At 68.6% G+C, this 24,873-nt stretch carries 24 protein-coding genes; 15 read left to right on the top strand and 9 right to left on the bottom strand.

The annotated features are described in order from the left end of the window. Nucleotides 1-20: 20 nt before the first annotated feature. Nucleotides 21-1,247: a pyridoxal phosphate-dependent aminotransferase gene (locus ACTJKH_RS05720; RefSeq protein WP_440736088.1), complete on the top strand. Its 1,227-nt coding sequence runs from the start codon at nt 21-23 to the stop codon at nt 1,245-1,247. On the opposite strand, the gene ACTJKH_RS05715 is transcribed toward ACTJKH_RS05720, so the two are convergent. Then, nucleotides 1,171-2,412, bottom strand: a complete 1,242-nt coding sequence (locus tag ACTJKH_RS05715) for an AAA family ATPase (RefSeq protein WP_440736087.1) — start codon at nt 2,410-2,412, stop codon at nt 1,171-1,173. The genes ACTJKH_RS05720 and ACTJKH_RS05715 overlap by 77 nt on opposite strands. Continuing rightward, nucleotides 2,409-3,032, bottom strand: a complete 624-nt coding sequence (locus ACTJKH_RS05710) for a hypothetical protein (protein WP_440736086.1) — start codon at nt 3,030-3,032, stop codon at nt 2,409-2,411. The genes ACTJKH_RS05715 and ACTJKH_RS05710 overlap by 4 nt, the downstream gene beginning before the upstream one ends. Nucleotides 3,033-3,129: 97 nt before the next feature. On the opposite strand from ACTJKH_RS05710, the gene ACTJKH_RS05705 reads away from it, so the two are divergent. Continuing rightward, the gene (locus ACTJKH_RS05705) at nt 3,130-3,408 is read left to right on the top strand and encodes a helix-turn-helix domain-containing protein (protein ID WP_210097566.1); all 279 of its coding nucleotides are present in this window, start codon (nt 3,130-3,132) and stop codon (nt 3,406-3,408) included. Here the strand turns inward: ACTJKH_RS05705 and ACTJKH_RS05700 are convergent. Then, on the bottom strand, nt 3,396-4,007 hold the full coding sequence (locus ACTJKH_RS05700) for a hypothetical protein (RefSeq protein WP_440736085.1): 612 nt from the start codon (nt 4,005-4,007) through the stop codon (nt 3,396-3,398). The two genes, ACTJKH_RS05705 and ACTJKH_RS05700, sit on opposite strands and share 13 nt — an antisense overlap. Nucleotides 4,008-4,135: 128 nt before the next feature. Between ACTJKH_RS05700 and ACTJKH_RS05695 the strand changes: the two genes are divergently transcribed. Both ACTJKH_RS05695 and ACTJKH_RS05690 read left to right on the top strand, forming a co-directional pair. Continuing rightward, nucleotides 4,136-4,522, top strand: a complete 387-nt coding sequence (locus ACTJKH_RS05695; RefSeq protein WP_210097568.1) for an Rv3235 family protein — start codon at nt 4,136-4,138, stop codon at nt 4,520-4,522. Nucleotides 4,523-4,546: 24 nt separating this feature from the next. Beyond that, nucleotides 4,547-6,031, top strand: coding sequence for a sensor histidine kinase (locus ACTJKH_RS05690; RefSeq protein ID WP_259159725.1), 1,485 nt, complete (start codon nt 4,547-4,549; stop codon nt 6,029-6,031). 63 nt (nt 6,032-6,094) lie between these two features. On the opposite strand, the gene ACTJKH_RS05685 is transcribed toward ACTJKH_RS05690, so the two are convergent. Continuing rightward, nucleotides 6,095-6,343 carry a WhiB family transcriptional regulator gene (locus tag ACTJKH_RS05685; protein WP_028503730.1) on the bottom strand — a complete coding sequence of 83 codons (249 nt, stop codon included), beginning with the start codon at nt 6,341-6,343 and terminating at the stop codon, nt 6,095-6,097. Between the two features lie 236 nt (nt 6,344-6,579). Here ACTJKH_RS05685 and ACTJKH_RS05680 point away from each other — a divergent pair, with 236 nt between their 5' ends. Next, a complete protein-coding gene (locus ACTJKH_RS05680; RefSeq protein ID WP_440736084.1) occupies nt 6,580-6,963 on the top strand; it encodes a hypothetical protein in 384 nt (127 codons plus the stop codon). A gap of 3 nt (nt 6,964-6,966) precedes the next feature. Here the strand turns inward: ACTJKH_RS05680 and bcp are convergent, their stop codons facing one another. From bcp to aroA, 3 genes are read right to left on the bottom strand one after another with little or no spacing between them, the layout of a single operon-like run. Further along, complete coding sequence (gene bcp, locus ACTJKH_RS05675; protein WP_259159719.1) at nt 6,967-7,440, bottom strand: thioredoxin-dependent thiol peroxidase; 474 nt, start codon at nt 7,438-7,440, stop codon at nt 6,967-6,969. A 9-nt stretch (nt 7,441-7,449) separates the two neighbouring features. After that, complete coding sequence (gene rsgA, locus ACTJKH_RS05670) at nt 7,450-8,520, bottom strand: ribosome small subunit-dependent GTPase A (protein WP_440736083.1); 1,071 nt, start codon at nt 8,518-8,520, stop codon at nt 7,450-7,452. Continuing rightward, nucleotides 8,517-9,842, bottom strand: a complete 1,326-nt coding sequence (aroA, locus tag ACTJKH_RS05665) for a 3-phosphoshikimate 1-carboxyvinyltransferase (protein ID WP_440736082.1) — start codon at nt 9,840-9,842, stop codon at nt 8,517-8,519. The genes rsgA and aroA overlap by 4 nt, the downstream gene beginning before the upstream one ends. A gap of 71 nt (nt 9,843-9,913) precedes the next feature. Between aroA and ACTJKH_RS05660 the strand changes: the two genes are divergently transcribed. The 3 genes from ACTJKH_RS05660 to ACTJKH_RS05650 are packed head-to-tail and all read left to right on the top strand — an operon-like array spanning nt 9,914 to nt 12,162. Beyond that, nucleotides 9,914-10,576 (top strand): sigma-70 family RNA polymerase sigma factor, encoded by a 663-nt coding sequence (locus ACTJKH_RS05660; RefSeq protein ID WP_440736081.1) that lies wholly within the window; start codon nt 9,914-9,916, stop codon nt 10,574-10,576. Next, nucleotides 10,573-10,818, top strand: coding sequence for a zf-HC2 domain-containing protein (locus ACTJKH_RS05655; protein WP_042541911.1), 246 nt, complete (start codon nt 10,573-10,575; stop codon nt 10,816-10,818). The genes ACTJKH_RS05660 and ACTJKH_RS05655 overlap by 4 nt, the downstream gene beginning before the upstream one ends. 42 nt (nt 10,819-10,860) lie before the next feature. Further along, on the top strand, nt 10,861-12,162 hold the full coding sequence (locus tag ACTJKH_RS05650) for a GNAT family N-acetyltransferase (RefSeq protein ID WP_440736080.1): 1,302 nt from the start codon (nt 10,861-10,863) through the stop codon (nt 12,160-12,162). Between the two features lie 85 nt (nt 12,163-12,247). On the opposite strand, the gene ACTJKH_RS05645 is transcribed toward ACTJKH_RS05650, so the two are convergent. Continuing rightward, nucleotides 12,248-15,931, bottom strand: a complete 3,684-nt coding sequence (locus ACTJKH_RS05645; RefSeq protein ID WP_440736079.1) for a multifunctional oxoglutarate decarboxylase/oxoglutarate dehydrogenase thiamine pyrophosphate-binding subunit/dihydrolipoyllysine-residue succinyltransferase subunit — start codon at nt 15,929-15,931, stop codon at nt 12,248-12,250. A gap of 161 nt (nt 15,932-16,092) precedes the next feature. Here ACTJKH_RS05645 and ACTJKH_RS05640 point away from each other — a divergent pair, with 161 nt between their 5' ends. The 3 genes from ACTJKH_RS05640 to ACTJKH_RS05630 all read left to right on the top strand — a co-directional run bounded on the left by ACTJKH_RS05640 (nt 16,093) and on the right by ACTJKH_RS05630 (nt 20,032). After that, entirely contained in the window at nt 16,093-17,547 is a 1,455-nt protein-coding gene (locus ACTJKH_RS05640) for a GuaB1 family IMP dehydrogenase-related protein (RefSeq protein WP_440736078.1), read from the top strand. Nucleotides 17,548-17,657: 110 nt separating this feature from the next. Then, entirely contained in the window at nt 17,658-18,974 is a 1,317-nt protein-coding gene (locus ACTJKH_RS05635; RefSeq protein WP_440736077.1) for a hemolysin family protein, read from the top strand. Beyond that, nucleotides 18,971-20,032 (top strand): hemolysin family protein, encoded by a 1,062-nt coding sequence (locus tag ACTJKH_RS05630; RefSeq protein ID WP_210097579.1) that lies wholly within the window; start codon nt 18,971-18,973, stop codon nt 20,030-20,032. Before ACTJKH_RS05635 ends, ACTJKH_RS05630 begins: the two co-directional genes overlap by 4 nt. A gap of 69 nt (nt 20,033-20,101) precedes the next feature. Here the strand turns inward: ACTJKH_RS05630 and ACTJKH_RS05625 are convergent, their stop codons facing one another. Beyond that, on the bottom strand, nt 20,102-21,169 hold the full coding sequence (locus ACTJKH_RS05625) for an NADH:flavin oxidoreductase/NADH oxidase (RefSeq protein ID WP_440736076.1): 1,068 nt from the start codon (nt 21,167-21,169) through the stop codon (nt 20,102-20,104). 56 nt (nt 21,170-21,225) lie between these two features. Between ACTJKH_RS05625 and ACTJKH_RS05620 the strand changes: the two genes are divergently transcribed. From ACTJKH_RS05620 to ACTJKH_RS05605, 4 genes are read left to right on the top strand one after another with little or no spacing between them, the layout of a single operon-like run. Beyond that, nucleotides 21,226-22,062: an NAD(P)H-hydrate dehydratase gene (locus ACTJKH_RS05620; protein ID WP_440736075.1), complete on the top strand. Its 837-nt coding sequence runs from the start codon at nt 21,226-21,228 to the stop codon at nt 22,060-22,062. Continuing rightward, nucleotides 22,059-23,297, top strand: a complete 1,239-nt coding sequence (locus ACTJKH_RS05615) for a hypothetical protein (RefSeq protein ID WP_440736074.1) — start codon at nt 22,059-22,061, stop codon at nt 23,295-23,297. Before ACTJKH_RS05620 ends, ACTJKH_RS05615 begins: the two co-directional genes overlap by 4 nt. Nucleotides 23,298-23,300: 3 nt before the next feature. Further along, a complete protein-coding gene (locus tag ACTJKH_RS05610) occupies nt 23,301-23,633 on the top strand; it encodes a thiamine-binding protein (RefSeq protein ID WP_440736073.1) in 333 nt (110 codons plus the stop codon). 9 nt (nt 23,634-23,642) lie between these two features. Then, the gene (locus ACTJKH_RS05605) at nt 23,643-24,863 is read left to right on the top strand and encodes an MFS transporter (protein ID WP_440736072.1); all 1,221 of its coding nucleotides are present in this window, start codon (nt 23,643-23,645) and stop codon (nt 24,861-24,863) included. The last annotated feature ends 10 nt before the right edge of the window (nt 24,864-24,873 follow it).

Below are 24,873 nucleotides of genomic sequence, written 5' to 3'. Positions count from 1 at the left end.
TGTCGCTGTAGGCTTGCTCAATGACACCAACGCGCCACTTCGACCAGTCGTCGAAGCTCAAGAACGTCCTGTACGAGATCCGTGGAAACACGCTCGTCGAGGCGGCGCGGCTTGAGGCCGAGGGACACCGCATCCTCAAGCTCAACACGGGGAATCCGGCGATCTTCGGTTTCGAGGCGCCGCACCAGATCGTGCACGACATGCTCGCAGCGCTTCCGACCGCACACGGGTACAGCGACAGCAAGGGCATCATCTCGGCTCGCCGTGCTGTCGTCAGCCGCTACGAGGAGATCGAGGGATTCCCCCGTTTCGGCCCGGAGGACGTCTTCCTCGGGAACGGCGTCTCCGAGCTCATCACGATGACGATGCAGGCGCTCCTCGACGAGGGAGACGAGGTGCTGATCCCGGCACCGGACTACCCGCTGTGGACCGCGATGACGAGTCTCGCCGACGGCACCCCCGTGCACTACCTCTGCGACGAGGAGAACGGCTGGCAGCCCGACCTCGAGGACATCCGCTCGAAGATCACTCCGCGGACCAAGGCTCTCGTCATCATCAACCCCAACAACCCGACGGGTGTCGTGTACTCGCGCGAGATCCTCGAGGGGATGGTGCAGATCGCGCGCGAGAACCAGCTGCTGCTCCTCTCCGACGAGATCTACGACCGCATCCTGTTCGACGGGGCCGTCCACATCCCGACCGCGACCCTGGCGCCCGACCTCCTGTGCCTGACCTTCAACGGACTCTCCAAGACGTATCGTGTCGCCGGCTACCGTTCCGGCTGGCTCGTGATTACCGGCCCGCAGTCGCATGCGAAGGGGTTCCTCGAGGGGATCAATCTGCTCGCGTCGACGCGGCTGTGCCCCAACGTGCCGGCTCAATACGCGGTGCAGGCCGCGCTCGGCGGTGTGCAGTCGATCGACTCGCTCATCGCGCCGACCGGCCGGCTGCACGAGCAGCGCGACATCGCGTGGGAGGGGCTCGAGTCGATTCCCGGTGTGTCCTGCGTCAAGCCGGAAGGCGCCCTCTACGCGTTCCCGCGCCTCGACCCGAACGTCCACGAGATCCGCGACGACGCCAAGCTCGTCTACGATCTCCTCGTGTCGGAGCACATCCTGCTCGTGCAGGGGACCGGCTTCAACTGGCCGACCCCGGATCACCTGAGGCTCGTCACGCTTCCCGAGCCGCGCGTGCTCGCAGAAGCCGTCGAGCGCCTCGGGAACTTCCTCTCGAGCTATCGGCAGTAGCCACAGCCGTGCCCTCCGGGGTGTAGGCGGAGACGAGGCGACGCACCGCTGCGACCAGGGCCGACCGCGGCGTGAGATCGGCCATCGGCCGGGCATGCAGCAGGGCGGCGTCGGCTGCGCGCTGATCGAACGGCAGGAAGGTGACTTCGGTGATGCCGGCGAAGCGTTCGAGTGTTCGTCGGATCTGTCCCCGGGCGTCGATGCCGAGCGGCCCTGGACGGACGCGGTTCACCACGATGTGGCTCGACGTCGTGCCGATGAGGCGGCGAAGCTCGGCATGATCCCGGATGAAGCGGCTGATCCCGACCGGATCCGCGGATGCGACGGCCACGATCGCATCCGCCTCCTGCAGCGCGGTGACGGTGGCCGCGTGTCTGCGTGGGCCCGTGATGTCGTACGTGGCCTCGTCGTCGGCATCGAATGCGCCTGACACGTCGACCACGGTCTCCTCGGCCCAGGTACGGCACGCCGTGAGTGCGGAACGCAGACGATCCGCAGAGAGTTCCGGCCACCGACCGGGACGGTTGATTCCCCCGAGCACGTCGATCTCGCCCGCACTCGTCTCGAGCACGCTCGCCAGACGGGTCAGTTCGGCGGAGTCGAGGGCGCCGAGCTCCGCACGTCGGCAGGCTGCGGCGATCCCGGGTGCGTCGTCGCTGAGCCCCAGCAGCAGCGCGAGCGACGGCGCCACGGTGTCCGCATCGACCAGAGCCGTACGGCGCCCTGTTCTGGCGAGTTCGACAGCGAGCTGGATCGCGATCGTGGAGCGTCCGGGGGAGCCGGCCGGGCCCCAGACAGCGGTGACCCGATGCGGGGCCTTCGGCGCGGGAACGATGGCCTCGGGAACATCGGCGATCAGCGCGCGAGCGACCGCCCAGCCGCTCGCATCCGCGGGAAGCGGTGCGGCGAGGCCGTAACGCCCCAGCAGTCGGCTGTCGCCGTCGCCGAGGGGAACGATCCGCACCGCCGCCCTGTCGCACGCTGCGATGAACTCGGGTGTCATCACGCGGCGGCTGACGGCGACGATCACGGCATCGATGTCTGCAGGCAGCGGGAGGACACCACCCGGCGGAGCGATCGCGGCCACGTGGACGCCCTCGGTCTCGAGCTCATCAGCCAGGGCAGAGGCTCGTCCCGGTGGCAGCGCCAGCACCACGGAGGTCATGGGGTGGATCCGACCGGCACGATCGACAGCACGGAGCCACCGGTGATGGCCGCGAGCACCTCGGCGACCTCGGCCCGGTCGATGACGACCTCGACCGACGTGCTGCCGGCGGCGAGCATCGCGTCGGTCGTGATGACCGACGCGATGCTCGCATCGGCCACGAGGATTCGGGGCGCGTCGAGGGTGCCCTCGTCGTCGTCCAGCGGCGGTGCATGCCACAGCTCGACGACCGTGCCTGCGTCGACGTCTGCGGGTATCCCGGTACTGCTCTCCACGACGATCGTCGTCGTCCGGCTGTCGTCCGCATCCTCTGTCGAGGAGCCGGCCATCAGCTCGCCTGACGCGACGGTGCGCGACGCCACGAGTCCGGGGCGGAGGTCCTGCGGGGCGAGATAGCGATCTGCGATGGTGCCGAGACCGACGTCGATGACACGGAAGTCTCCGGAGACGAGAGCCTCGCCTCTGACGATCGTACGGGTCGCCTGGAGCACAGGAGTGGTCGCCCCCGACGCGGTGACGACGGCCCAGACGCCGCCGATCGAGAGCACGACCAGCACGATGCCGATGAGGAAGCGGACGTCGCCCCAGAAGGCGCGCCGAGTACGGGCGAACTTGTTCATTGCGACATGGTCACAGATATCGCTCAGCACGCTCGAGACTTATCCACAGCACGCGCGAGGTGCGGGTGTGTCAGTGCGGTGGGGGGAGAATGGGACGATGCCTGACTCGTCCTCGACCGCACCGCGCTTCCTTGCGCCGTCGCAGGTGGCCGAGCTGCTCAGCATCGAGGTGGATGAGGTCATCGAGCTCGTCTATCAGGGGCGTCTTCGAGGGTCGAAGCTCGGTTCTCCTGCGAGGTGGCGCATCGAGGAATCGAGCCTCTCGGAGTACCTCGACGAACAGTCCGAAGAGGCCAGGCGGATCGCACTCTGGCACCAGGCGAACGAGGCGAGCTTCCCGGAGGTGTGGGGAACCTCGCGCCGTCAGGGCATCTGATCGCCCACGGTCTGGACCGATGTCACGGCCGCGAACGGGATGATCCGGAAGCCGCGAACGGCTGAGGCTGTTCTCGCATCGCCCGGGTCGTGCAGCGCCAGATCGAGATGATCGGCACCTGCGCGATCGACCGTCCCGTGGAAGTCGGATCCGTCGATGCTGACGACCCTGACGGGTACGCGCCGACGTCCGAGGTCACGGAGGACGAACCCCAGCGACATCCGCTCGCGGAGGACGGGCGCCGACGCCTCCGAGTCCTCGAGGCTGGCGAGCAGCAGACCGTGGTCGATGCTGAGGCCCCGCACGGCATGCAGGGGCAGGATCCGTGTGGATCGTCGGGCGGAGGCTTCCTCTGTCTCGATCATGGCCGCCGCGACCCAATCGGAACCCAGCGAGTGCAGCCGCGCCCGGATGTGCATGCCCCCGGGGAGATCTATGGTCGCGGGAGCGGCCGAGGCACACAGGATTCGGAGCCGGCTGCGCAGCTCGAGGCGCGAGACGCGCAGCCGCTCCGACTCCGCGTCCAGCGCCGCGCGCTCGCTTTCCCACTCCGAGGCCAGCTGGCCCTCGAGGTCTTCGAACAGTCGATCCCAGTGCACGCGCCCCACCGTAAATGATGTGGACAGCACCATGTACGAGTTATCCACATAGATCACGAAACCGAGCTGGACGGCCTTCTGGTGCGTGCTCTACTGGGCGCAGTCTTCCCCGATGGAGAGTGCCACAGATGACGCTTCACGAGTACTTCGCCGCGCAACCGACGCCCCGCGCCGAGCTGCCCGATCCGCAACCGCTGCTGCGGAGCCTGACGCAGGGCGTGCTCGAAGTGCTCGCGGGGATCAGAGAAGTCGATCAGCTAGCCCGCTGGTTCAACGAGGATGCTTACCGGAGTCTGGTGACGCGGGCGAACCTGTCGGCGAGGGCGCGCAGCGCGAGGGGGGTCTCGCCTGCGCGCCCGACATTCGAGATACTCTCCATCCGAGTGACCGAGCCCGTCGACGGCAAGGTCGAGGCCGTCGTCGTCGTCGCCGGTCCCGGGCGGACGCGAGCGGTCGCGATCCGTCTCGAGGGCCTGGACCGTCGTTGGCGAGCGACGTCGCTGGCGGTTCTCTGAGCCGACTCGCTCTAGGCTGGTGATGTGTCAACCCTCAGCGATCTCGCCCATGCCCAGGGCCTTCTGACCGACAACGATGTGGAGTGGCTGCATCGCCTCGCCGGTGACGGCCAGCTCCTGGCCGATCTCGCATCGGCGGACATCGTGGTCTGGCTCCAGACCGACGACGGCTCGTTCGTCGCCGTGGCGCATGCGCGGCCGAGCGGTGCGGCGACACTGTTCTACCGTGACATCGTCGGCGAGCGAGTGCGTCCGCAGTGGCGCACGCAGGTGCAGGGCGCGTTCGACTCCGCCGACATCGTGGACTCGTCCTCGCCCGATTGGTTCGAGGAGACTCCGACGCGAGTCCGGGCCGTGCCCATCGTCAACGAGAGACACGGTGGCGACCGCCAGGCGACGGTCATCGGGGTGGTCACCCGGCACACGAACCTCGGAGAGGCGCGGACGCCGTCCCGACAGCAGATCACCTTCGACGAGTGCGCGAACGACATCTTCCGGATGATCGCCGACGGCAGCTTCCCCGACCCCGCTGCTCCGACATCGCCCCGTCGCGGCGCTCCGCGGGCATCCGACGGACTCATCCGCATCGACGTCGACGGCATCACCACCTTCGCGAGTCCGAACGCACTCTCCGCTTTCAACCGCATGGGGTTCGACGACGAACTCGAGGGTGAATCGCTCGCCGAGGTGACCACACGTCTCGTCCCGCCTTCCCGCCAGGTCGACGAGTCTCTGCCGGTGGTCGTGACCGGACGGGCGCCGTGGCGCACGGACATCGAGGCGCGCGGCGTCACGGTGTCGTTGCGTGCGATCCCGTTGAAAGACCACGGAACGCGGATCGGTGCCATCCTGCTGTGCCGTGATGTGTCGGAGCTCCGCCACCAGGAGCAGGAGCTCATCACCAAGGATGCGACGATCCGCGAGATCCACCATCGTGTGAAGAACAACCTGCAGACGGTGGCGTCGCTGTTGCGCATCCAAGCGCGACGCACGCATTCGGATGAAGCCCGTGAGGCGCTGACCCAGGCGATGAGACGTGTCGATTCCATCGCCGTCGTGCACGACACGCTCGCCCAGGGGCTCACGCAGAAGGTCGACTTCGACGAGGTCTTCCACCGTGTGCTGAAACTCGTGGCGGAGGTCGCCTCGGCGCCGAACACCCGAGCACGCACTCAGTCGACCGGTCGCTTCGGCGTGCTGCCGAGCGAGTACGCGACGCCGCTCGCCCTGGCGCTCACGGAGGTCGTCACCAACGCGGTCGAGCACGGGCTCGCGGGTCAGGAGGGGATGGTCACGATCGACGCCGCGCGCACCGAGGAGAACCTCCGGGTCACGGTGCGCGACACCGGAAGCGGGCTGCCCGAGGGGCGGATCGGTCAGGGACTCGGCACGCAGATCATCAGGACTCTCATCCAGGGCGAGCTCAGCGGCTCCATCGAGTGGCGGGGGGCCGAGGGCGAGGGCACGGAGGTCGTCATCGACATCCCGCTTCGCTGGCTCACGAAATAGCGACCGCCGATCGGATACGACGAGGCTGCCCGAGACGTCGTCTCGGGCCGCCTCGTCGTATGCTCAGGAAGCGCGGCGGGCGCGCGCGGCGCGGCGCTTGAGTGCGCGGCGCTCGTCTTCGGAGAGGCCGCCCCACACGCCCGAGTCCTGGCTGGACTCGAGGGCGTACTGCAGGCAGATCTCGGTCACCGTGCAGGTGGCGCAAACGGTCTTCGCCTTCTCGATCTGGTCGACGGCCGGGCCGGTGTTCCCTACGGGGAAGAACAGCTCGGGATCGACAGTCAAGCAGGCGGCCTTGTCGCGCCAGTCCATGGGGGCTCCTCGGTGTGGATTTTCGTGCATCATCGCAACGCGACGACTCGGATTTCGGGTGCAGATCGGGTTCAGCTACCCTGTATGAGATACGGACGGATGCCCGCATTCTGTGATGCGGGCGTTGAGCCCGCCCCACGCCGCTGTGGGAGCACATGACGCTGTCTATTCTGTTACATGAAACCGGCGAAATCAAGGGTTTCGCCGCTTCTCATTCGATTCTCAGGAGACACATCGTGCGCTCACCCGGCCTCGCCCTGGCAGCTGCGGCAGTCCTCTCAATCGAGGGGGCTGCGCTCCTCGTGTTCGCTCTGATCGAGGTCTTCGGCCTCGGGGCAGGCGATGCGTCCTCGCTGCCGACAGCGCTCGCCCTCATCGTCCTGACGCTGATCGGAGCCGTCGCACTCGTGGCCGTCGCGATCGGCACCAGGTCAGGACGGTCTTGGGCCCGTTCCGGTGGCGTGGTCTTCCAGGTGCTCGCGATCGCCATCGCCCTGGCTTCGCTCACGATCCAGCCGATCGCATGGGCGTTCACGTTCGGGGTCGGGCTCCCGGCGCTGCTCGGCTTCGTCCTGCTGATCGCGAGCACTCGCGCGGAGAACGAACGCCCCGCGGAGTGACGCTCAGGCGTCGATGCCGAGCAGTCTGCGCAGACGTGCGACGTGGCCGGTGGCCTTGACGTTGTACTGGGCGAGCGTGATCGATCCCGACTCGTCGAGCACGAAGGTCGAGCGAAGCACGCCCTCGACCTTCTTCCCGTAGTTCATCTTCTCGCCCCACGCACCGTAGGCCGTGTGCACAGCGTGATCGGGGTCGCTGAGGAGCGTGAAGGTCAGGCCGTCGCGTTCACGGAACTTCGCGAGCGTGGCGGGCTCGTCGCGGGAGATCCCGATCACCCGGTAGCCGGCGCCCTGCAACGACGAGATGCTGTCGCGGAAGTCGCACGCCTGAGTCGTGCAGCCCGGCGTCATGGCGGCGGGGTAGAAGTAGAGCACGGTCTTCTGCCCGCGCAGATCCTCGAGACGGACGGAGGAACCGTCCTGGTCGAGCAGGGTGAAGTCGGGGGCAGCGGTTCCGGGTTCGAGGCGCACAGTCACGGCTCCAGCCTAGCGGCCGGACGCCTGCTCGGCCTTGTCGGCGAAGGTCTGGAGGAGTCGCTGCAACGAGTCCAGACGCGCCCGTCCGGTCTCGTTCAGCTCTCCGCGCTCGGCGGCTTCGATGAGAGCGCAATCGGGGGCGTCCGCCAGGTGCGTGCACCCGCGCGGGCATTCCTCCGCGATGATCGCGAGCTCGGTGAACGCGGCGAGGATGTTCGCCGGGTCGACATGACCGAGGCCGAAGGAGCGCACCCCGGGGGTGTCGATCACCCACCCGTTGCCGGCCTCACCGACGTACCGCAGGGAGACCGTGGACGACGAGGTGTGACGCCCGCGTCCGGTCACCTGGTTGACGTGTCCTGTCGCCCGCAGAGCGCTCGGCACGAGCGCGTTGACGAGGGTCGACTTGCCCACCCCGGAGTGTCCGACGAACACCGTCGAATGGCCGACGAGCGCTGCGCCGATCTCCTCGACGGGCATCTCCTCCTGGGCGCTCGTGAAGACGCGCAGATCGAGGCCGTCGAAGTGGGAGAGGAACGCGGTCGGGTCGGCGAGGTCGGTCTTGGTGACGACGAGGAGGGGGCGGATGCCGGCATCCAGCGCGGCGACGAGGTAGCGGTCGACGAGCCTGGCTCGTGGCTCGGGATCGGCGGCCGCGACCACCACCAGCATCTGATCGGCGTTCGCCACGATGACGCGCTCGACCTGGTCCGTGTCGTCCGCGCTGCGTCGCAGCAGCGACGTGCGATCGGCGATCCCGATGATCCGCCCGAGGGTGCCGTCATCACCCGACGTGTCGCCGACGACCTTCGCCTGATCGCCGGTGACGATGGGGTTGCGTCGCAGCTCGCGCGCTCGCGCGGCGGTGATCATGCGCTCGTCGGGGGTGTCCTCGTCGAGCAGCACCGAGTACCGGCCACGGTCGACGCCGAGCACACGCCCGATCTGCGCGTCGTCGTGCGCGGGCCGTCGCTTGGTGCGCGGACGGTTCGCCTTCGGGTTCGGACGCGTGCGGATGTTGCTCTCGTCATACTCCTCGAAGTCGTCGTCGAGGTCATCGGAGTCGTCGAGCCAGCTCACGCGGATGCGCCTCGCAGCATTCGCTCCCAGAGGAGGGTGAACTCGGGCAGGGTCTTCGACGTCGTGCCGATGTCATCGATCTCGACTCCGGGGACGCGCAGACCGATGAGCGCACCCGTCGTCGCCATCCGGTGATCGTGATGAGCGGCCCAGCCGCCGCCGTGCAGCGTCCGCGGGATGATGCGGAGTCCGTCGGAGAGCTCCTCTGCCTCTCCGCCCAGCGCGCGGATGTTCCCGATCAGGGCTGCGATCCGGTCTGTCTCATGCAAGCGGATGTGTCCGATGCCGCGGATGGTCGTGGGGCCGGAGGCGAAGGCCGCGAGCCCGACGAGCGTGGGGGTCAGCTCGCTCGCCGCGGACAGGTCGATGTCGAGACCATGGATCTCGGTTCCGGCCTTGACCGTGAGCGTGCCGCTGTGACGGCCGACGTGCGCCCCCATCGCCTGCAGGATCTCGGGGAGGAGAGCGCCCGGCTGCGTGGAATGCACCGGCCAGCCGGGGACGGACACCGAGCCTCCGGTCACCAGTGCGGCGGCGAGGAACGGGGCGGCGTTGGAGAGATCGGGTTCGATCGCGATCTCCTTCGCGCGCGGCACGCCCGCCTCGACGAGCCATTCGCCGGTCGCCGGGCGTTCGATGCGGATGCCGCGACGGCTGAGCGCCTCGATGGTCATGTCGATGTGGGGGAGGCTCGGCAGATGATCACCGGTGTGCACGAGGTGCAGTCCGACATCGAACCGAGGTGCGGCGAGCAGCAGCCCGGACACGAACTGACTCGACGCCGAGGCGTCGATCTCGACGCGCCCGCCCCGGATCCGCCCGTGGCCTCGCACGGTGAAGGGCAGCGCCCACGTTCCTTCGTCGTCGATGTCGACTCCGAGGTCTCGGAGCGCACTGATGAGCCCGCCCATCGGCCGATGCAGAGCCGTCTCGTGAGCGGTGAGATGGACATCGTGCTGGGCGAGGCCTGCGAGGGGGGCGATGAAGCGCATCACCGTGCCGGCCTGACCGCAGTCGACCGTCGTACCGCCGGTGAGCTTCGCGGGCGTGATGACGAGGTCCGGCCCGAACTCCCCGCTCGCCTCGACCTCTTCGATCCCGACGCCCAGCGCGCGCAGGGCCTCGACCATCCGGCGGGAGTCATCCGAGTGCAGCGGGGCGATCAGACGGCCGGGGCCGTCGGCGATCGCGGCGATGATGAGTTCGCGATTCGTCAGGGATTTCGACCCGGGTATGGTCACCGTCGCATGGACGGAATCGGCGGTGAACGGCGCGACATAGACGCCCTGGACAGGGGAGGGGGAATACCTGTTGGCGCTCATCGGTTCCCACCTTAGTAAACGCGAGTGTCCGCCCCGATCGAATGGCGGGTACTCGTCGAGAAGGAGAGAGCATGCTCGCAACGCTGGAACGCGAGTCCGTGGACCTCAGCGGCCTAGACTGGCCGGTGATGGATGACACGGCACCCGCAGAAACGGTCAGCGACCCTCGGCGCGAATTCGAGGAGCAGGCGATCCCTTTCATGGATCAGCTCTACGCCGCGGCCATGCGCATGACCAGGAACCCCGCCGATGCGGCGGATCTCGTTCAGGAGACGTTCGTGAAGGCGTACGGCTCGTGGGCGACGTTCTCGCAGGGCACGAACCTCAAGGCGTGGCTCTACCGGATCCTCACCAACACCTACATCAACATCTATCGCAAGAAGCAGCGCGAGCCGTTCCAGGGCACGATCGACGAGCTCGAGGACTGGCAGCTGGGCGGTGCGGAATCCACCACCGCGTCGCACGGCCGGTCGGCTGAGGCCGAGGCGATCGACCACATGCCGGCATCCGTCGTCAAAGACGCGCTGCAGGCCGTGCCGGAGGACTTCCGGTTGGCGGTGTACCTCGCCGATGTCGAGGGCTTCGCCTACCAGGAGATCGCGGACATCATGAAGACGCCCATCGGCACCGTGATGAGCCGCCTGCATCGAGGCAGGCGGATGCTGCGGGAGCTGCTGGCTGACTACGCCGCGGAGCGGGGAATCTCTGCGGCCGACCCGAGGAGCAGGAAATGACCGACTGCGGCTGCGACAAGGCCCGCAAGGATCTCGAGGAGTACCTCCGCAACGAGGTCTGCAACACCGAGCACACCGAGATCCGCGAGCATCTCGAGAACTGCCCGTCCTGCAGGGATGAGGCGCTCGTGGCGACGACACTGACCGAGGTCGTGGCTCGCGCGTGCAAGGAGACCGCTCCGGAGGAGCTGCGCGACCAGGTGTTCGCCCGTCTGCGCGAGGTTCAGGCCGCCCAGCACTGAGGGCGGCCCTCCCGGACCGACGGCTGCCCGTAGGGTGGTTGCATGACGGTCATCGACTCACGCGACATCCCTGCCGACCCCGAATCAACCGAGCGTCTCGCTGCGGGATCGCTGACCTACCGCGTCGTCGACGGGTCGGATGCCACGCGGGCCGAGCTCTTCCAGCGCGCGACCACCCGAGGATTCCTCGGCGCCGAGCCGTCGACGGAGGAGCTGGCATTCGGTCAGCAGACCTTCGATGCCCGTCGGAACACGGGTGTCTACGAGACACCTGCAGCCGACACGATGCCGGTCGCGACCATCGACTCCTGGGTGACCCCGGTGACCCTTCCCGGTGGGAGAGAGCTGCCGATGTGGGCGATCAGCGGTGTCACCGTCTCGGCCACGCATCGCCGCCGAGGCATCGCCAGGGCGCTCCTCGAGGGCGAGCTGAGGTCAGCGGTCTCCGCCGGTGTTCCGATCGCGGGTCTCACCGTCTCCGAAGCCACGATCTACGGCAGGTACGGCTTCGGTTCGGCGCTGCCCATGGCGAAGTTCACCGTGGACACGCGCCGCGCCGGATGGGCGGGGCCCTCGGTCGACGGGCGTGTGGAGTACGTCGATCGGGACACGCTCGCCGCGGCACTCGACACGGTCCACGACCGCGCGCGGAGCGCACGGTCGGGGCAGATCCCCGGGTGGCCGTCGCGCTGGACCGGTATCGCGGGGCTCGCACCGGGCAACACGGACGGTGCCAAGGTGCGCGGCGTCCGCTTCCTCGATCGAGAGGGCGAGGTCAGGGGAGCGATGGCCTTCGCGCTCCAGGACAGCAGCGGATCCTTCCGCTTCGCCCTCGATGTGCGGCTGCTGGTCGCGGAGACGCCGGAGGCGACCGGCGCGCTCTGGCGGTTCGCTCTGCAGCACGACCTCGTCGATCAGGTCACCGCCGACCTCCGTCCGCTCGACGATGCTCTTCCGTGGCTCGTGCGCGATCCCCGCGGGGTGACGCAGACCGTTCACGATCACGGCTGGCTTCGCATCCTCGACATCCCGACCGCGCTCGCCGCGAGGACCTACTCGGCGCCGCTCGACGTGGTCATCCGCGTGAGCGACCCGCTCGGGTTCACGGCGGGTGACTGGCGTCTGCGCCTGGATGCGCAGAGCGAGCCGCGCGTCGAGGCGGTCGAGGGCGCCGACGTGGATGCCGAGCTCGACATCTCGGCGCTCTCGATCCTTTACGCCGGCGGAGTCCGTGCGGCCTCGCTGCACGGAGCCGGACGGATCGTCGCCGACAGGAACGTCGTCGAGGCTCTCGACCGTGCGTTCGTCGCGTTCCCCGCGCCGGCGCTCGACATCTGGTACTGACGCCGCCGGCCGATCGGCATCCGCCCTCGACACGCGAAGGGAGCCTCGACGATCGTCGAGGCTCCCTTGTGCGTGGTGGTGTCGCTCAGCCCAGGGTGAGGGCGTCGCGGAGCAGCTTCGCCTGCTCGGCCGCGTGCACCTTCGACGAGCCCGTCGCCGGTGACGCGGACGCGGGACGCGAGACCGGGTGGAAGGAGCGGTCGCCGGGGACGTCAGCGAAGGCGAGTGCGAGGAACGGCCAGGCACCCTGGTTCTCCGGCTCCTCCTGGACCCACCGCAACTCGGCGTTCGGGTAGGAGTCGGTGATCGCCTTCAGTCCGTCGATCGGCGTCGGGTACAGCTGCTCGAGGCGCACGAGGGCGATCTCGGGGTTCGGGTTCTTCTCGAGCTCGGCCCGCAGATCCCAGTGGACCTTGCCGGAGTGCACGAGCACGCGCTTCACCGCGTTGCGGTCGAGGTCTCTGCTGTCATCGAGCACGGGCTCGAAGCGACCCTGCGTGAAGGCCTCGACCGGGCTCGTCGCACCGCGCAGACGCAGCATCGCCTTCGGGGTGAAGACGATCAGCGGCTTGCGCGGACGGGCGTAGGCCTGACGGCGCAGCAGGTGGAAGTACGATGCCGGCGTCGACGGACGCGCGACGATCATGTTCTCCTGCGCGCACATCTGAAGGAAGCGCTCGATGCGCGAGGACGAGTGGTCCGGTCCCTGACCCTCGTAGCCGTGGGGAAGGAGCAGAGTGACGCTGGACTGCTGTCCCCACTTCTGCTCGGCCGCCGAGATGTACTCGTCGATGACCGACTGTGCGCCGTTCACGAAGTCACCGAACTGGGCTTCCCACAGCACGAGCGCCTCTGGCGCCTCGACCGAGTATCCGTACTCGAAGCCGAGTGCCGCGTACTCGCTCAGCAGCGAGTCGTAGACGAAGAAGCGCCCCTGGGACTCCGACAGGTTGGACAGCGGCAGCCACTCCTGCCCGTTCGCGCGGTCGTGCAGGGTCGCGTGACGCTGCACGAACGTGCCGCGGCGCGAGTCCTGCCCTGCGAGCCTCACGGGTGTTCCCTCGACGAGGAGCGATCCGAAGGCGAGCAGCTCGCCGAAGCCCCAGTCGATGTTGCCGTTGCGGCTCATGTCGAGACGCTTCTCGAGCTGCTGCTGCAGCTTGGGATGCACCGTGAAGCCCTCGGGCTTGTTGACGAACGCGTCGCCGATGAGCTGGATGACCTCGTTCGAGACCCCGGTGATCTCCGGAGCACCGACCTGCTCGTCGACGGGAGGCAGCTCCTGAGCGACCGGCGTCGCGCCGGTCTCGGCGGCGTGCGTCTCCGCGAACGCGATCTCCAGACGGTTCTGGAAGTCGGCCTTCGCCTCGTCGTACTCCTCTTCGGTGATGTCGCCACGACCGACGAGCGACTCGGTGTACAGCTTGCGCACCGACCGCTTGGCCTGGATCAGATCGGTCATCAGCGGCTGCGTCATCGAGGGGTCATCGCCCTCGTTGTGCCCGCGGCGGCGGTAGCAGACGAGGTCGATCACGACATCACGATGGAAGCGCTCGCGGTACTCGAAGGCGAGCTGAGCGACGTGGATGACGGCCTCGGGGTCGTCTCCGTTCACGTGGAAGACCGGTGCCTGGATCGTCTTCGCCACATCCGTGGAGTACACGGAGGTGCGCGAGTCGTTCGGCAGCGTCGTGAATCCGACCTGGTTGTTGACGACGATGTGGATTGTGCCACCCGTGCGATAGCCGCGAAGCTGCGACATCTGCAGAGTCTCGACGACCACTCCCTGTCCGGCGAACGCGGCATCGCCGTGCACGAGGATCGGCAGCCACGTGAAGGTGCCGATGGGCTTGCGGTCCTGCTTGGCGCGGACGATGCCCTCGAGCACGCCGTCGACCGTCTCGAGGTGAGACGGGTTGGCCGCGAGGTAGACGGGCAGCTCGGACTCGTCGTCGGCGATGAAGGTGCCCTCGGTGCCGAGGTGGTACTTCACATCGCCCGACCCGCGCTGGTTGCCGGGCGTCTGCGTGCCCTCGAACTCCTGGAACACGTGGCCGTAGGTCTTGCCGGCGATGTTGGTCAGGACGTTCAGCCTGCCGCGGTGCGCCATGCCGATCGCCGCGCCCTCGAGCCCCGATGTGGCCGCGCCCTGGAGGATCTCGTCGAGCAGGGGGACGAGCGACTCGCCGCCCTCGAGCGAGAACCGCTTCTGGCCGACGAACTTCGTCTGCAGGAAGGTCTCGAACGCCTCGGCCTCGTTGAGCTTGCGGAGGACACGCAACTGCTCGTCGTGTCCGGGCTTCTGGTACTTGACCTCGACCTTCTCCTGGAACCACCGGCGCTGCTCGGGATCCTGGATGTGCATGTACTCGATGCCGACCGTGCGGCAGTACGAGTCGCGCAGGACACCGAGGATGTCACGGAGCTTCGCGATGCGACGGCCGCCGAATCCACCCGTCACGAACTCGCGATCGAGGTCCCAGAAGGTGAGCCCGTGGCTCTCGATCTCGAGGTCGGGGTGCGAACGCTGGACGTACTCGAGCGGGTCGATGTCGGCCATCAGGTGGCCCCGCACGCGGAACGAGTTGATGAGCTCCTGCACGCGCGACTGCTTGTCGACGCGCTCGGCGAGGTCGACCGCGATGTCGGGGTTCCAGCGGATGGGTGCGTAGGGGATGCGCAGTGCGGCGAAGATGTCGTCGTAGAACCCGCGCTGCCCGATGAGCAGCTCGTGCACCTTCTTGAGGAACTCCCCGGAGCCCGCACCCTGGATGACACGGTGGTCGTAGGTGCTGGTCAGGGTGATCGTCTTGCCGATCGCGAGCTCGTTGAGCGTGCGCTCGCTGGCGCCCTGGAACTCGGCCGGGTACTCGAGCGCGCCGGCGCCGATGATGCAGCCCTGGCCCTTCATGAGGCGAGGCACGGAGTGCACGGTGCCGATGCCACCGGGGTTGGTCAGCGAGACCGTCGTGCCCTGGAAATCGGCCGCGGTGAGCTTGTTGTTGCGAGCGCGGGTGACCAGGTCTTCGTAGGCGACGAGGTACTCGCTGAACGACATCGTGTCGGCGCGCTTGATGCTGGGGACCATCAGCGCGCGGGTGCCGTCGGGCTTGGGGAGGTCGATCGCGATGCCCAGGTTCACGTGTGCGGGCGCGACGACCGAGGGCTTGCCGTCGATCTCGGCGTAGAAGACGTTCTGGCTGCGGAACTCGTCGAGGGTGCGGATGAGCGCCCACCCGATCAGGTGCGTGAAGCTGATCTTCCCGCCGCGGGTACGCGCCATGTGATTGTTGATGACGATGCGGTTGTCGATCATCAGCTTGGCCGGAACCGTGCGCACACTCGTCGCCGTCGGGACGGTCAGCGACTCGTCCATGTTCGCGGCGAGAGTCTTCGGCAGTCCGCGGAGCGGCGTGACCTTGTCTTCCTCGACAGGCTCGGCGGGCTCCGGGGATTCGGGCTTGGGGGCGGGCTTGGGAGCCTGCGCGGGGATGGGCGCGGCCGCGGCCGGCTTCGTCGTCGTGCGGGCGACGGGCTGCGTGCCGATCACGGGGATGGGCGCGGTCACGGGGTGCGCAGGCTGCTCGACCGCGGATGCGGGAGTCGCCGTGCCGGTCGCGGCATCGGACTGGTACTTCTCGAGGATCGGCCACCATTCCTTGTCGACGGAATCGCGGTTCACCTTGAACTGCTCGTAGAGCTCTTCCACGAGCCAGGAATTGGCTCCGAACCCCCCGTCGCCCCCGACGCCGGTCACCTGGTTCGACACGCTCGATCGCCCTCTTTCATCGCTGAATCTCACATGTGCACACCGCGACGCAGGATGCGTTTCGGGTCCGCACACTCTCGACTGACAAGCCTAACCTGTTTCGCCATGCGAATCGTCGAAGCCATGCGCCCGGATCGTCGCGATCTGAGTACCGTGGGGGTATGGAGTTCTCCGGTGAGTCGCCCACAGTCGATCTGACCTATTCCGACGTGTTCCTGGTTCCGCGCCGTTCGGCGGTGACGAGCCGCCTGCAGGTCGATCTCGCCCCGCAGGACGGCACGCCGGCGACGCTTCCGCTGGTGGCATCCAACATGAACTCGGTCACGGGTCCTCGGCTCGCCGCGGTGCTCGCGCGCCGCGGGGGACTCGGGGTGCTGCCGCAGGACATGCCGCTGCAGGCTCTCGACGCCGCGATCCGCGACGTCAAGAGCCAGCCGGTGCTGTGGGACACGCCGCTCGTGCTCCCGCCTGAGGCGTCGGTGTCGGACGCGCTGCGGCTGATGCCGCCGACCGCCGGACACGGGATCGTCGTCGCGTCGGGCGCGGCCCCGCACCACGTGGATCGGATCCTCGGAGTCCTCCCGGCGACGCGGCTCGCGACGGCGCTGCCGGATGCGCAGCTGGGCGACCTCGTGCACACCGGGACGCCCTCGCTCGACGCGGACGACATCGGATCCGAGCGCCACGCTTTCGATGTGATCACCGATGCGGGCGTCGAGATGGTGCCGATCGCCCACCACGGGCACCTCGTCGGCACGCTCAGCGCGCGCAGCGCTCTGCGCTCGACGCTGTATCGACCGGCGGTCGACGGCGACGGTCGTCTCGCCGTCGCCGCAGCGGTGGGGATCAACGGCGATGTGGCGTCGAAGGCGCAGGCGCTCGCCGCCGCCGGCGTCGACGTGCTCGTGGTCGACACCGCGCACGGCCACCAGGAGGGGATGCTCCGCGCACTGAGCGCCGTGTCCGAGCTGAACCTCGGCATTCCGATCGTCGCGGGCAACATCGTGACCGCCGACGGGGTCAGGGATCTGGTCGAGGCCGGAGCCTCCATCCTGAAGGTCGGTGTCGGCCCCGGCGCGATGTGCACGACGCGCATGATGACGGCCGTCGGACGCCCGCAGTTCTCCGCCGTGCTCGAGACGGCCGAGGCCGCGCACGAACTCGGGGCGCATGTCTGGGCGGACGGGGGAGTGCGCTACCCGCGTGATGTCGCACTCGCGCTCGCGGCGGGCGCGGCATCCGTCATGGTCGGCTCCTGGTTCGCCGGGACGATCGAGGCTCCGGGCGAGCTGCAGAGCGACGAGGAAGGGCGGATCTACAAGGAGTCGTGGGGAATGGCCTCCACCAAGGCCGTGCAGGAGCGCTTCGGGCGTCTTGACGCCTACGAGCGTGCGCGCAAGGAGCTGTTCGCCGAGGGGATCTCGTCATCGAAGATCTATCTCGATCCGCTGAGGCCCGGCCTCGAGGACCTGCTCGACATGATCACCTCAGGGGTACGGTCGTCGTTCACGTACGCCGGCGCCGCGTCGGTTCCCGAGTTCCACGACCGCGCGCTGGTCGGGTTGCAGTCCGCCGCGGGCTACGAAGAGGGCAAGGCCCTCCCGGTCAGCTGGTAGCCGCCCGGCCCTTTCGCGGGATCCCGTAGAATCGTGCTCACCATGGACGACCCTCCCAGTTGTAGTACATCGCCCCACTGCCCGCCCCTCGCCCGCGAGGGGACTCGTTGATGGATTACATCCTGCTGGGCGTGGGGCTGCTGCTCACTGTCGGCACCGGACTGTTCGTCGCGAGCGAGTTCGCTCTGGTCAATCTCGACCGTGCCGACCTCGAGGCCCGCCAGGCGCGGGGAGAATCCCGTCTGTCACTGACGATCAGCGCGCTCAAGCACACGTCGACCCATCTGTCGTCGGCGCAGCTGGGCATCACCCTGACCACGCTTCTCACCGGCTACACGATGGAGCCGGCGCTGTCGAACCTGCTCCGTCCGACGCTCGTCGCCTGGAGCATCCCCGAGGCCGCGGTCGGCCCCATCGCCACGATCGTCGCGATGCTGGTCGCCACCGTGCTGTCGATGATCCTCGGTGAGCTCGTCCCCAAGAACTTCGCCCTGGCGCTGCCCCTCGCGACCGCGAAGCTCGTGATCCCCTTCCAGGTCGCCTTCACGACGATCTTCAAGCCCGCGGTGGTCGTGCTCAACGGGAGCGCGAACGGGGTGCTGCGGGGCATGGGGATCGAGCCGAAGGAAGAGCTCTCCGGTGCCCGCAGCGCCGAGGAGCTGTCGTCGCTGGTCCGCCGCTCCGCGAGCGCCGGCCTCCTCGAGGCCGACACCGCGAGCCTTCTCGACCGCACCCTCACGTTCTCGCGCCTGACGGCTGCCGACGTGATGACCGCTCGACCGAGCATGCACGCGCTCGCCGCAGGCGACTCGGCCGACGACGTCATCCAGCTCGCACGCCGGACGGGCCACAGCCGTTTCCCGGTCTACGACGACGATCTCGACGACATCACCGGCGTCGTGCACCTGAAGGCGGCGATCTCGGTTCCCCGCGATCGTCGCGCCGAGGTGCCGGTGGGCGCGATCTCGACCGATCCGCTCCGCGTTCCCGAGACCGTCCACGTGGATGCCCTGATCTCCGAGCTCCGAGCACGCGGCTATCAGCTGGCGGTCGTCGTCGACGAGTACGGCGGCACGGCCGGACTCGTGACCCTCGAGGACCTGGTCGAAGAGCTCGTCGGGGAGGTCTCCGACGAGCACGACCGCACCAGGGCGGGCGTCGTCCGCGGGCGTGACGGCATCATGTTCCCGGGCGAGCTGCGTCCGGACGAACTGCGACACCGTGCCGGTGTCGTGGTCCCCGAGGGGGACGTCTACGACACCGTCGGGGGCTATGTCATGAGCGTGCTCGAGCGCGTGCCGTCGGTCGGCGACGAGGTCGCCCTCGACACCGGGAAGCTCCAGGTCGTGCGCATGGACGGGCGGCGCGTCGACCGCATCCGGTATGTCCCGAGTCCCGGCGACGCAGGAGAGGCGGCCACCCGATGAACGACTGGGGAGGACTGGCCTGGCTGGTCGTACTGCTCGTGGCGAACGCCTTCTTCGTCGGCGCCGAGTTCGCGGTGATCTCGGCACGCCGCTCTCAGATCGAGCCGAAGGCCGATCGAGGATCGCGCAGCGCGAAGACCGCGCTCTACGCGATGGAGCACGCGACCCTGATGCTCGCGACCTCGCAGCTCGGCATCACGATCTGCTCGCTGTTGATCCTGAACGTCTCGGAACCGGCGATCCACCACCTGCTCGCCGTGCCGCTGCACGCGATCGGCTGGTCGGACGGCGTGGTCGACGCCGTGTCGTTCACGATCGCGCTGCTGATCGTGTCGTTCCTGCACGTCGTGTTCGGCGAGATGGTGCCGAAGAACCTCGCGTTCTCGATCCCGGATCGCGCCGTGCTGATCCTCGCGCCGCCGCTCGTGCTGGTGTCGAAGATCTTCATGCCGGTGATCTGGGTGCTCAACGCCGCCGCGAACGGGGTGCTGCGGCTGTTCCGGGTCGAGCCGAAGAACGAGGCGGCCTCGACGTTCACCCTCGACGAGGTGGCGACGATCGTGGATCAGTCGCGCCGGGAGGGCGTGCTCACCGACACGGCGGGCACGGTCGCGGCTGCCGTCGAGTTCACCGACAAGAAGGCCAGCGACGTGGCCGTCCCGCTGAGCGATCTCGTGACGCTGCCGCAGTCGACCACCCCGGACGACATCGAGAAGGCGGTCGCCCGCTACGGTTTCTCGCGCTACGTGATCGTCGACGGCGACGACGTGCCCGTCGGGTACGTCCACCTCAAGGACATCCTGCGGGCCTCGGACGGCCCGGATGCCGCCTCGAAGCTCGTCGAACCGCTGCCGTCGAAGCGCATCCATCACATGGTGCCCGTGCAGGAGGACACCGATCTGGAGGATGCTCTCGCGGTGATGCGTCGCGCGGGCCGGCACCTGGCGAAGGTCAGGGATTCCCATGGCCGCACCACGGCCGTGCTCTTCCTCGAGGACATCCTCGAGGAGCTGGTCGGAGAGGTGCAGGACGCGACTCGTCGCATCCGCGGCCACTAGCCCCCGCATCGCGACGAAGCCCTCCGGTCCCGTGCGGATCGGAGGGCTTCGTCGTCTGATCGGAGCGGGTCAGCGCCAGTGCGCGCGCTCGTACTGCGGCGGCCAGGCGACGTCGGCACCGAGCTCGTGGGCCGCTCGGAGGGCGAAGTGCGGATCGCGCAGCCACTCACGGCCGGCGAAGATCGCGTCCGCGGCGCCGTCGGCGAGCACCTGCTCGGCCTGCTCGGCGGCGGTGATCAGGCCGACCGCCGAGACCGGGATGCGCCCGCCCTGACGGACCGTCTCGGCGAGCGGCACCTGGTACCCGGGGAACACGCTGATCTGCTGGTGAGCGACCAGACCACCACTGGAGACGTCGATCAGGTCGGCACCGCGCTCGGACGCCCACTCCGCGACGGTCGCCGCCTCGTCGGGCGTGAAGCCGCCCTCGGCATGGTCGGTCGCGGAGATGCGCACGAACAGCGGCACGCCGTCGCCCGCGGCGCCGCGCACGGCATCCACCACGCGCAGAAGCAGGCGAGCCCTGTTCTCGAGGGATCCGCCGTATTCGTCGTCGCGCAGGTTCGACAGCGGCGACAGGAACTGGTGCAGCAGGTACCCGTGCGCGCCGTGGAGTTCGAGCACGTCGAAGCCTGCGTCCAATGCCCGTCGGGCCGCGGCCGCGAAGCCGTCGATCACGGCCTCGATTCCCTCCGAGTCCAGCGCGACAGGGGAGGAGAACCCTTCGAACGCGACCGCGGATGGTGCGGTCGTGGTCCAGCCGCCCTCGGCCTCGGGCACCGAACCGCGTGCATCCGCCCACGGCCACCACGTGGAGGCCTTGCGCCCGGCGTGCGCGAGCTGGATTCCTGCGGCCGCGCCGCGCGCGTGGATCGCCTCGACGATCGGCTTCCATGCATCGCGCTGCTCGTCGTTCCACAGTCCGACGTCTCGGGGTGAGATACGGCCCTCGGGCACCACAGCGGTCGCCTCGGCGACGATCAGCCCGGCGCCGCCGGAGGCGAACTGGGCGAGGTGGGTATGGTGCCACTCCTGCACGACGCCCTCGACCGCGCTGTACATGCACATGGGCGACACCCAGAGACGGTTTCGGAAAGTGACGGATCGGATGCTCAGGGGGGAGAAGAGAATACTCACCCTTCGACGCTACTGCGCGGCGGGGGTGGGGCGGGTCGTCGCACTAACGTGGAGTCATGTCCGAAGTGCGCGAATGGTCCCGCGAAGATGTCGCGACGTTGCTGCGGGTCCCCGGACCTGCGGATGACAAGTACTCGCGCGGTGTCGTCGGACTGCGCACCGGATCGTCGGCCTACCCCGGCGCCGCGGTGCTGGGCGTGGAGGCTGCGTGGCGTGCAGGTGCGGGTTTCGTGCGGTACATCGGTGAGGGTCGGGCGGCGGATGCCGTGATCGCACGGCGCCCCGAGACCGTCGTCAGCCCGCACGTGGCGGGTGCCCGTGTCGGGGCATGGGTCATCGGATCGGGGACCGAGGCGGGGAAGCGCACGGCGGACGAAGAGCGTGAGTTGCGGGGAATCCTCGACGGTGCGGTTCCGGTCGTCGTGGATGCTGGCGCGCTGGATATGGCACGGGGCAGCCGGGCGCCGCTGCTGCTGACACCGCACGGACGGGAGTTCGCTCGACTCCAGGCGCAGATCGGGTCGGCACCGGGCGACGACCGTGCGCGCGCGGCGGCCGAGGCAGCGGCCCGACTCTCCGCGGTCGTACTGCTCAAGGGGGCCCGGACGCTGATCGCGCACCCGGACGGCTCGGTGATCCGGGTCGACGCCGGCACCGGATGGTTGGCGACGGCCGGAACCGGTGACGTGCTCGGCGGTGTGCTCGGAACGCTGCTCGCCGCGAATCCCGACGCATCGATCGCGGAGGTCGCTGCGACGGGAGCATGGCTGCACGGGCACGCGGGCCGCATCGCGGCCGGGATCGGTGCGGACGGTGGCGCGCACGGGCATCCGATCGTCGCGCTCGATGTCGCGCAGGCGCTTCCCCGCGCGATCGCGGACGTCCTCGCGTGAGCCGCAACCGGACGCTGCGCACGCTGGCGCTCTGGTGCGCCTTCCTGCTCGTCCATGTGCTCGTCGCGGTGGCGGGGTGGCTGTACCCGAGCCAGCCGATGGGCGATGTCGTGCTGGTCTACGAGCCCTGGTCGTCGGCAGCACTCTCCGGCGGACCCATCGTGGGCGTCACCGAGACGTGGGTCTACCCGCAGCTCGCGCTGGTGCCGATGCTGCTCGCGAAGATCCTGTCGGTGCCTCTGATCGCGGCGATGGGCATCTCTGACGCGTATCTGATCGCCTGGGCCGTGCTCGTCATCGTCCTCGATGCGATCGCGTTCTCGGTGCTGATCGGTCGGTCGCCCTCGCAGCCGCGACGGGCGGCTGCCTGGTTCTGGATCGCCGCCCTCCTGCTGCTCGGCCCGATCGCCCTGTACCGGATCGATGCGATCACCGTGCCGATCGCGGTGGTCGCAGGACTCTGGGTGACCCGTCGACCGGCCGTCGCCGCGGCGCTGCTCACGATCGGCGCCTGGATCAAGATCTGGCCCGGTGCTCTGCTTCTCGCGGCGGTCGTCGCCGCGAGAAGCCGGATGCGGATCCTGCTCACGGCCGCGGCGGTGACGGCGAGCATCATCGCGCTCCTGTTCCTGTTCGGTGCCGATGTCGAGATCTTCGGATTCCTGACCGAGCAGACCGGACGCGGCCTGCAGATCGAGGCGGTCGCGGCGACCCCGTTCCTGTGGCTCGCGGCGGTCGGTTCCGCGCGCATCGAGTACAGCTTCGAGATCCTCACGTTCCAGATCGCCGCGGACGGAGCGGATGCGGTCGGCGCCGTGCTCACCCCGCTCATGGCGGTTCTCGTGATCGTCATCACCGTCATCGGTGCGCTCAAGGCGACGAGGGGAGCAGCGTTCCCGCGCCTGTTCCCGCCGCTCGCGCTCTCACTCGTCGCCACTCTGATCGTCCTGAACAAGGTCGGTTCGCCGCAGTTCCAGACGTGGCTGATCGCGCCGGTGATCCTCTGGCTGGTCCTGGACCGCACGAGGGCCACGGCGCCCGCGCTGATCGTCCTCGCGCTCTGCGCACTCACCTGCCTCGTCTATCCGTTGAACTACGACGCGCTGCTGCGAGCGGAGATCCTCCCGGTCGCGATCCTCACCCTGCGCAACGTCCTGCTCGTCGTGGCGCTCGTCGTCGGCATCCGTGCCCTCGTCCGAGTGCCCGCACACCGACCCTCAACGAACCGGGAGTAACCCATGCTGATCGCCTTCTCCGTCGCCCCCAGCGGCACCCCCTCCGACGGATCGGAGCCCGCCGACGCCTCGGTGCACGACGCGGTGGCCGCGGCCGTGCGCGTCGTGCGCGAGTCCGGTCTGGCGCACCGCACGACCAGCATGTTCACCGAGATCGAGGGACCGGACTGGGACACGGTGATGGACGTCGTCAAGCGTGCGACCGAGGCCGTGATGCCGTTCGGCTCACGGGTGTCGCTCGTGCTCAAGGCCGACATCCGCCCCGGCTACTCCGGCGAGCTCGACGCCAAGATCGACCGGCTCGAAGCGGCGATCGAAGGCTCAGACACCCCGTAGACTCGACGGGTGAATCCCTCGACTGAATCGAGGGGTGCGGCGAAGTGGGCGCTCCTCTCCCTCGCCATCGGCAGCTTCGGCATCGGCATGACCGAGTTCGTCGTCATGGGCCTGCTGCCCAACATCGCAGGCGAGCTGCTGCCCACGCTCTGGGCCAGCAGCCCCGAAGACGCTCTGAGTCAGGCCGGATGGCTGATCTCGCTCTACGCGCTCGGCGTCGTGGTCGGTGCGCCGACCATCGCGGGCTTCGTCGCGCGTTACCCGCGGCACCGTGTGATGATCGGCCTCGCGGTGGCGCTCACGGTCTTCAACGCGCTCACGGTGTTCCTGCCGACCTTCGAGCTCGTCGGCGCCTCGCGGTTCCTCGCGGGACTGCCGCACGGCGCCTATTTCGGAATCGGGGCGCTCGTCGCCGCCGAGGTCATGGGGCCCGGCAACCGCGCGAAGGGTGTCGCGTTCATCCTCACGGGTCTCACGGTGGCGAACGTCGTCGGTGTGCCCCTCGGGACCTTCCTCGGCCAGTTGTGGGGGTGGCGGGCGGCCTTCGCCGTCGTCGCCCTCGTGTTCGCGCTGGCGACGGTCTGCATCATCTTCTTCGTCCCGGAGCACCCGGGGTCGCCGGGGCGGACCATGCGCGAGGAGCTCGGCGTCTTCCGCATCCCCCAGGTCTGGTTCACGCTCGGCGTCGGCGCGATCGGCTTCGGCGGATTCTTCGCGGTCTACAGCTACATCGCACCCCTGGTGACCGACGTCGCCGGTTCGCCCGAATGGGCCGTGCCGATCATCCTCGTGCTGATGGGGCTGGGCATGACAGCCGGAAACCTCGTCGGCGGTCACCTCGCCGACATCGACCTCCGCAGGACCCTGCTCTGGGGACTCGCCGCGATGGCCGTCGTCTTCGCGCTCCTCGCGCTGCTCGCGTTCTGGATCGTCACCCTCGCCCTGCTCGTGTTCGTGGTCGGCTTCGTCTCCTCGGTCCTGTCGCCGACCATCCAGACGCGCCTCATGGACGTCGCCGGAGACAACCAGTCGATCGCGGCGGCCATGAACCACTCGGCGCTCAACATCGGCAACAGCCTCGGCGCGTTCCTCGGTGGCATCGTGATCGCCGGCGGCTGGGGCTTCACGGCTCCCTCGTGGACCGGAGCGGCGCTCGCCGTCGCGGGACTGCTGATCGCCCTGCTCTCGTATCGGGCGGAGGCCCGCACGCCGGCCTTCGCCTCGGCGTGACCTGCCGCCT

This window comes from Microbacterium sp. 22215 (assembly GCF_052045655.1).
Taxonomy (GTDB): Bacteria; Actinomycetota; Actinomycetes; order Actinomycetales; family Microbacteriaceae; genus Microbacterium; species Microbacterium phyllosphaerae.
The sequence above is the reverse complement of the archived record's forward strand: the minus strand, read 5'-3'. Positions and strand labels throughout refer to the sequence as shown.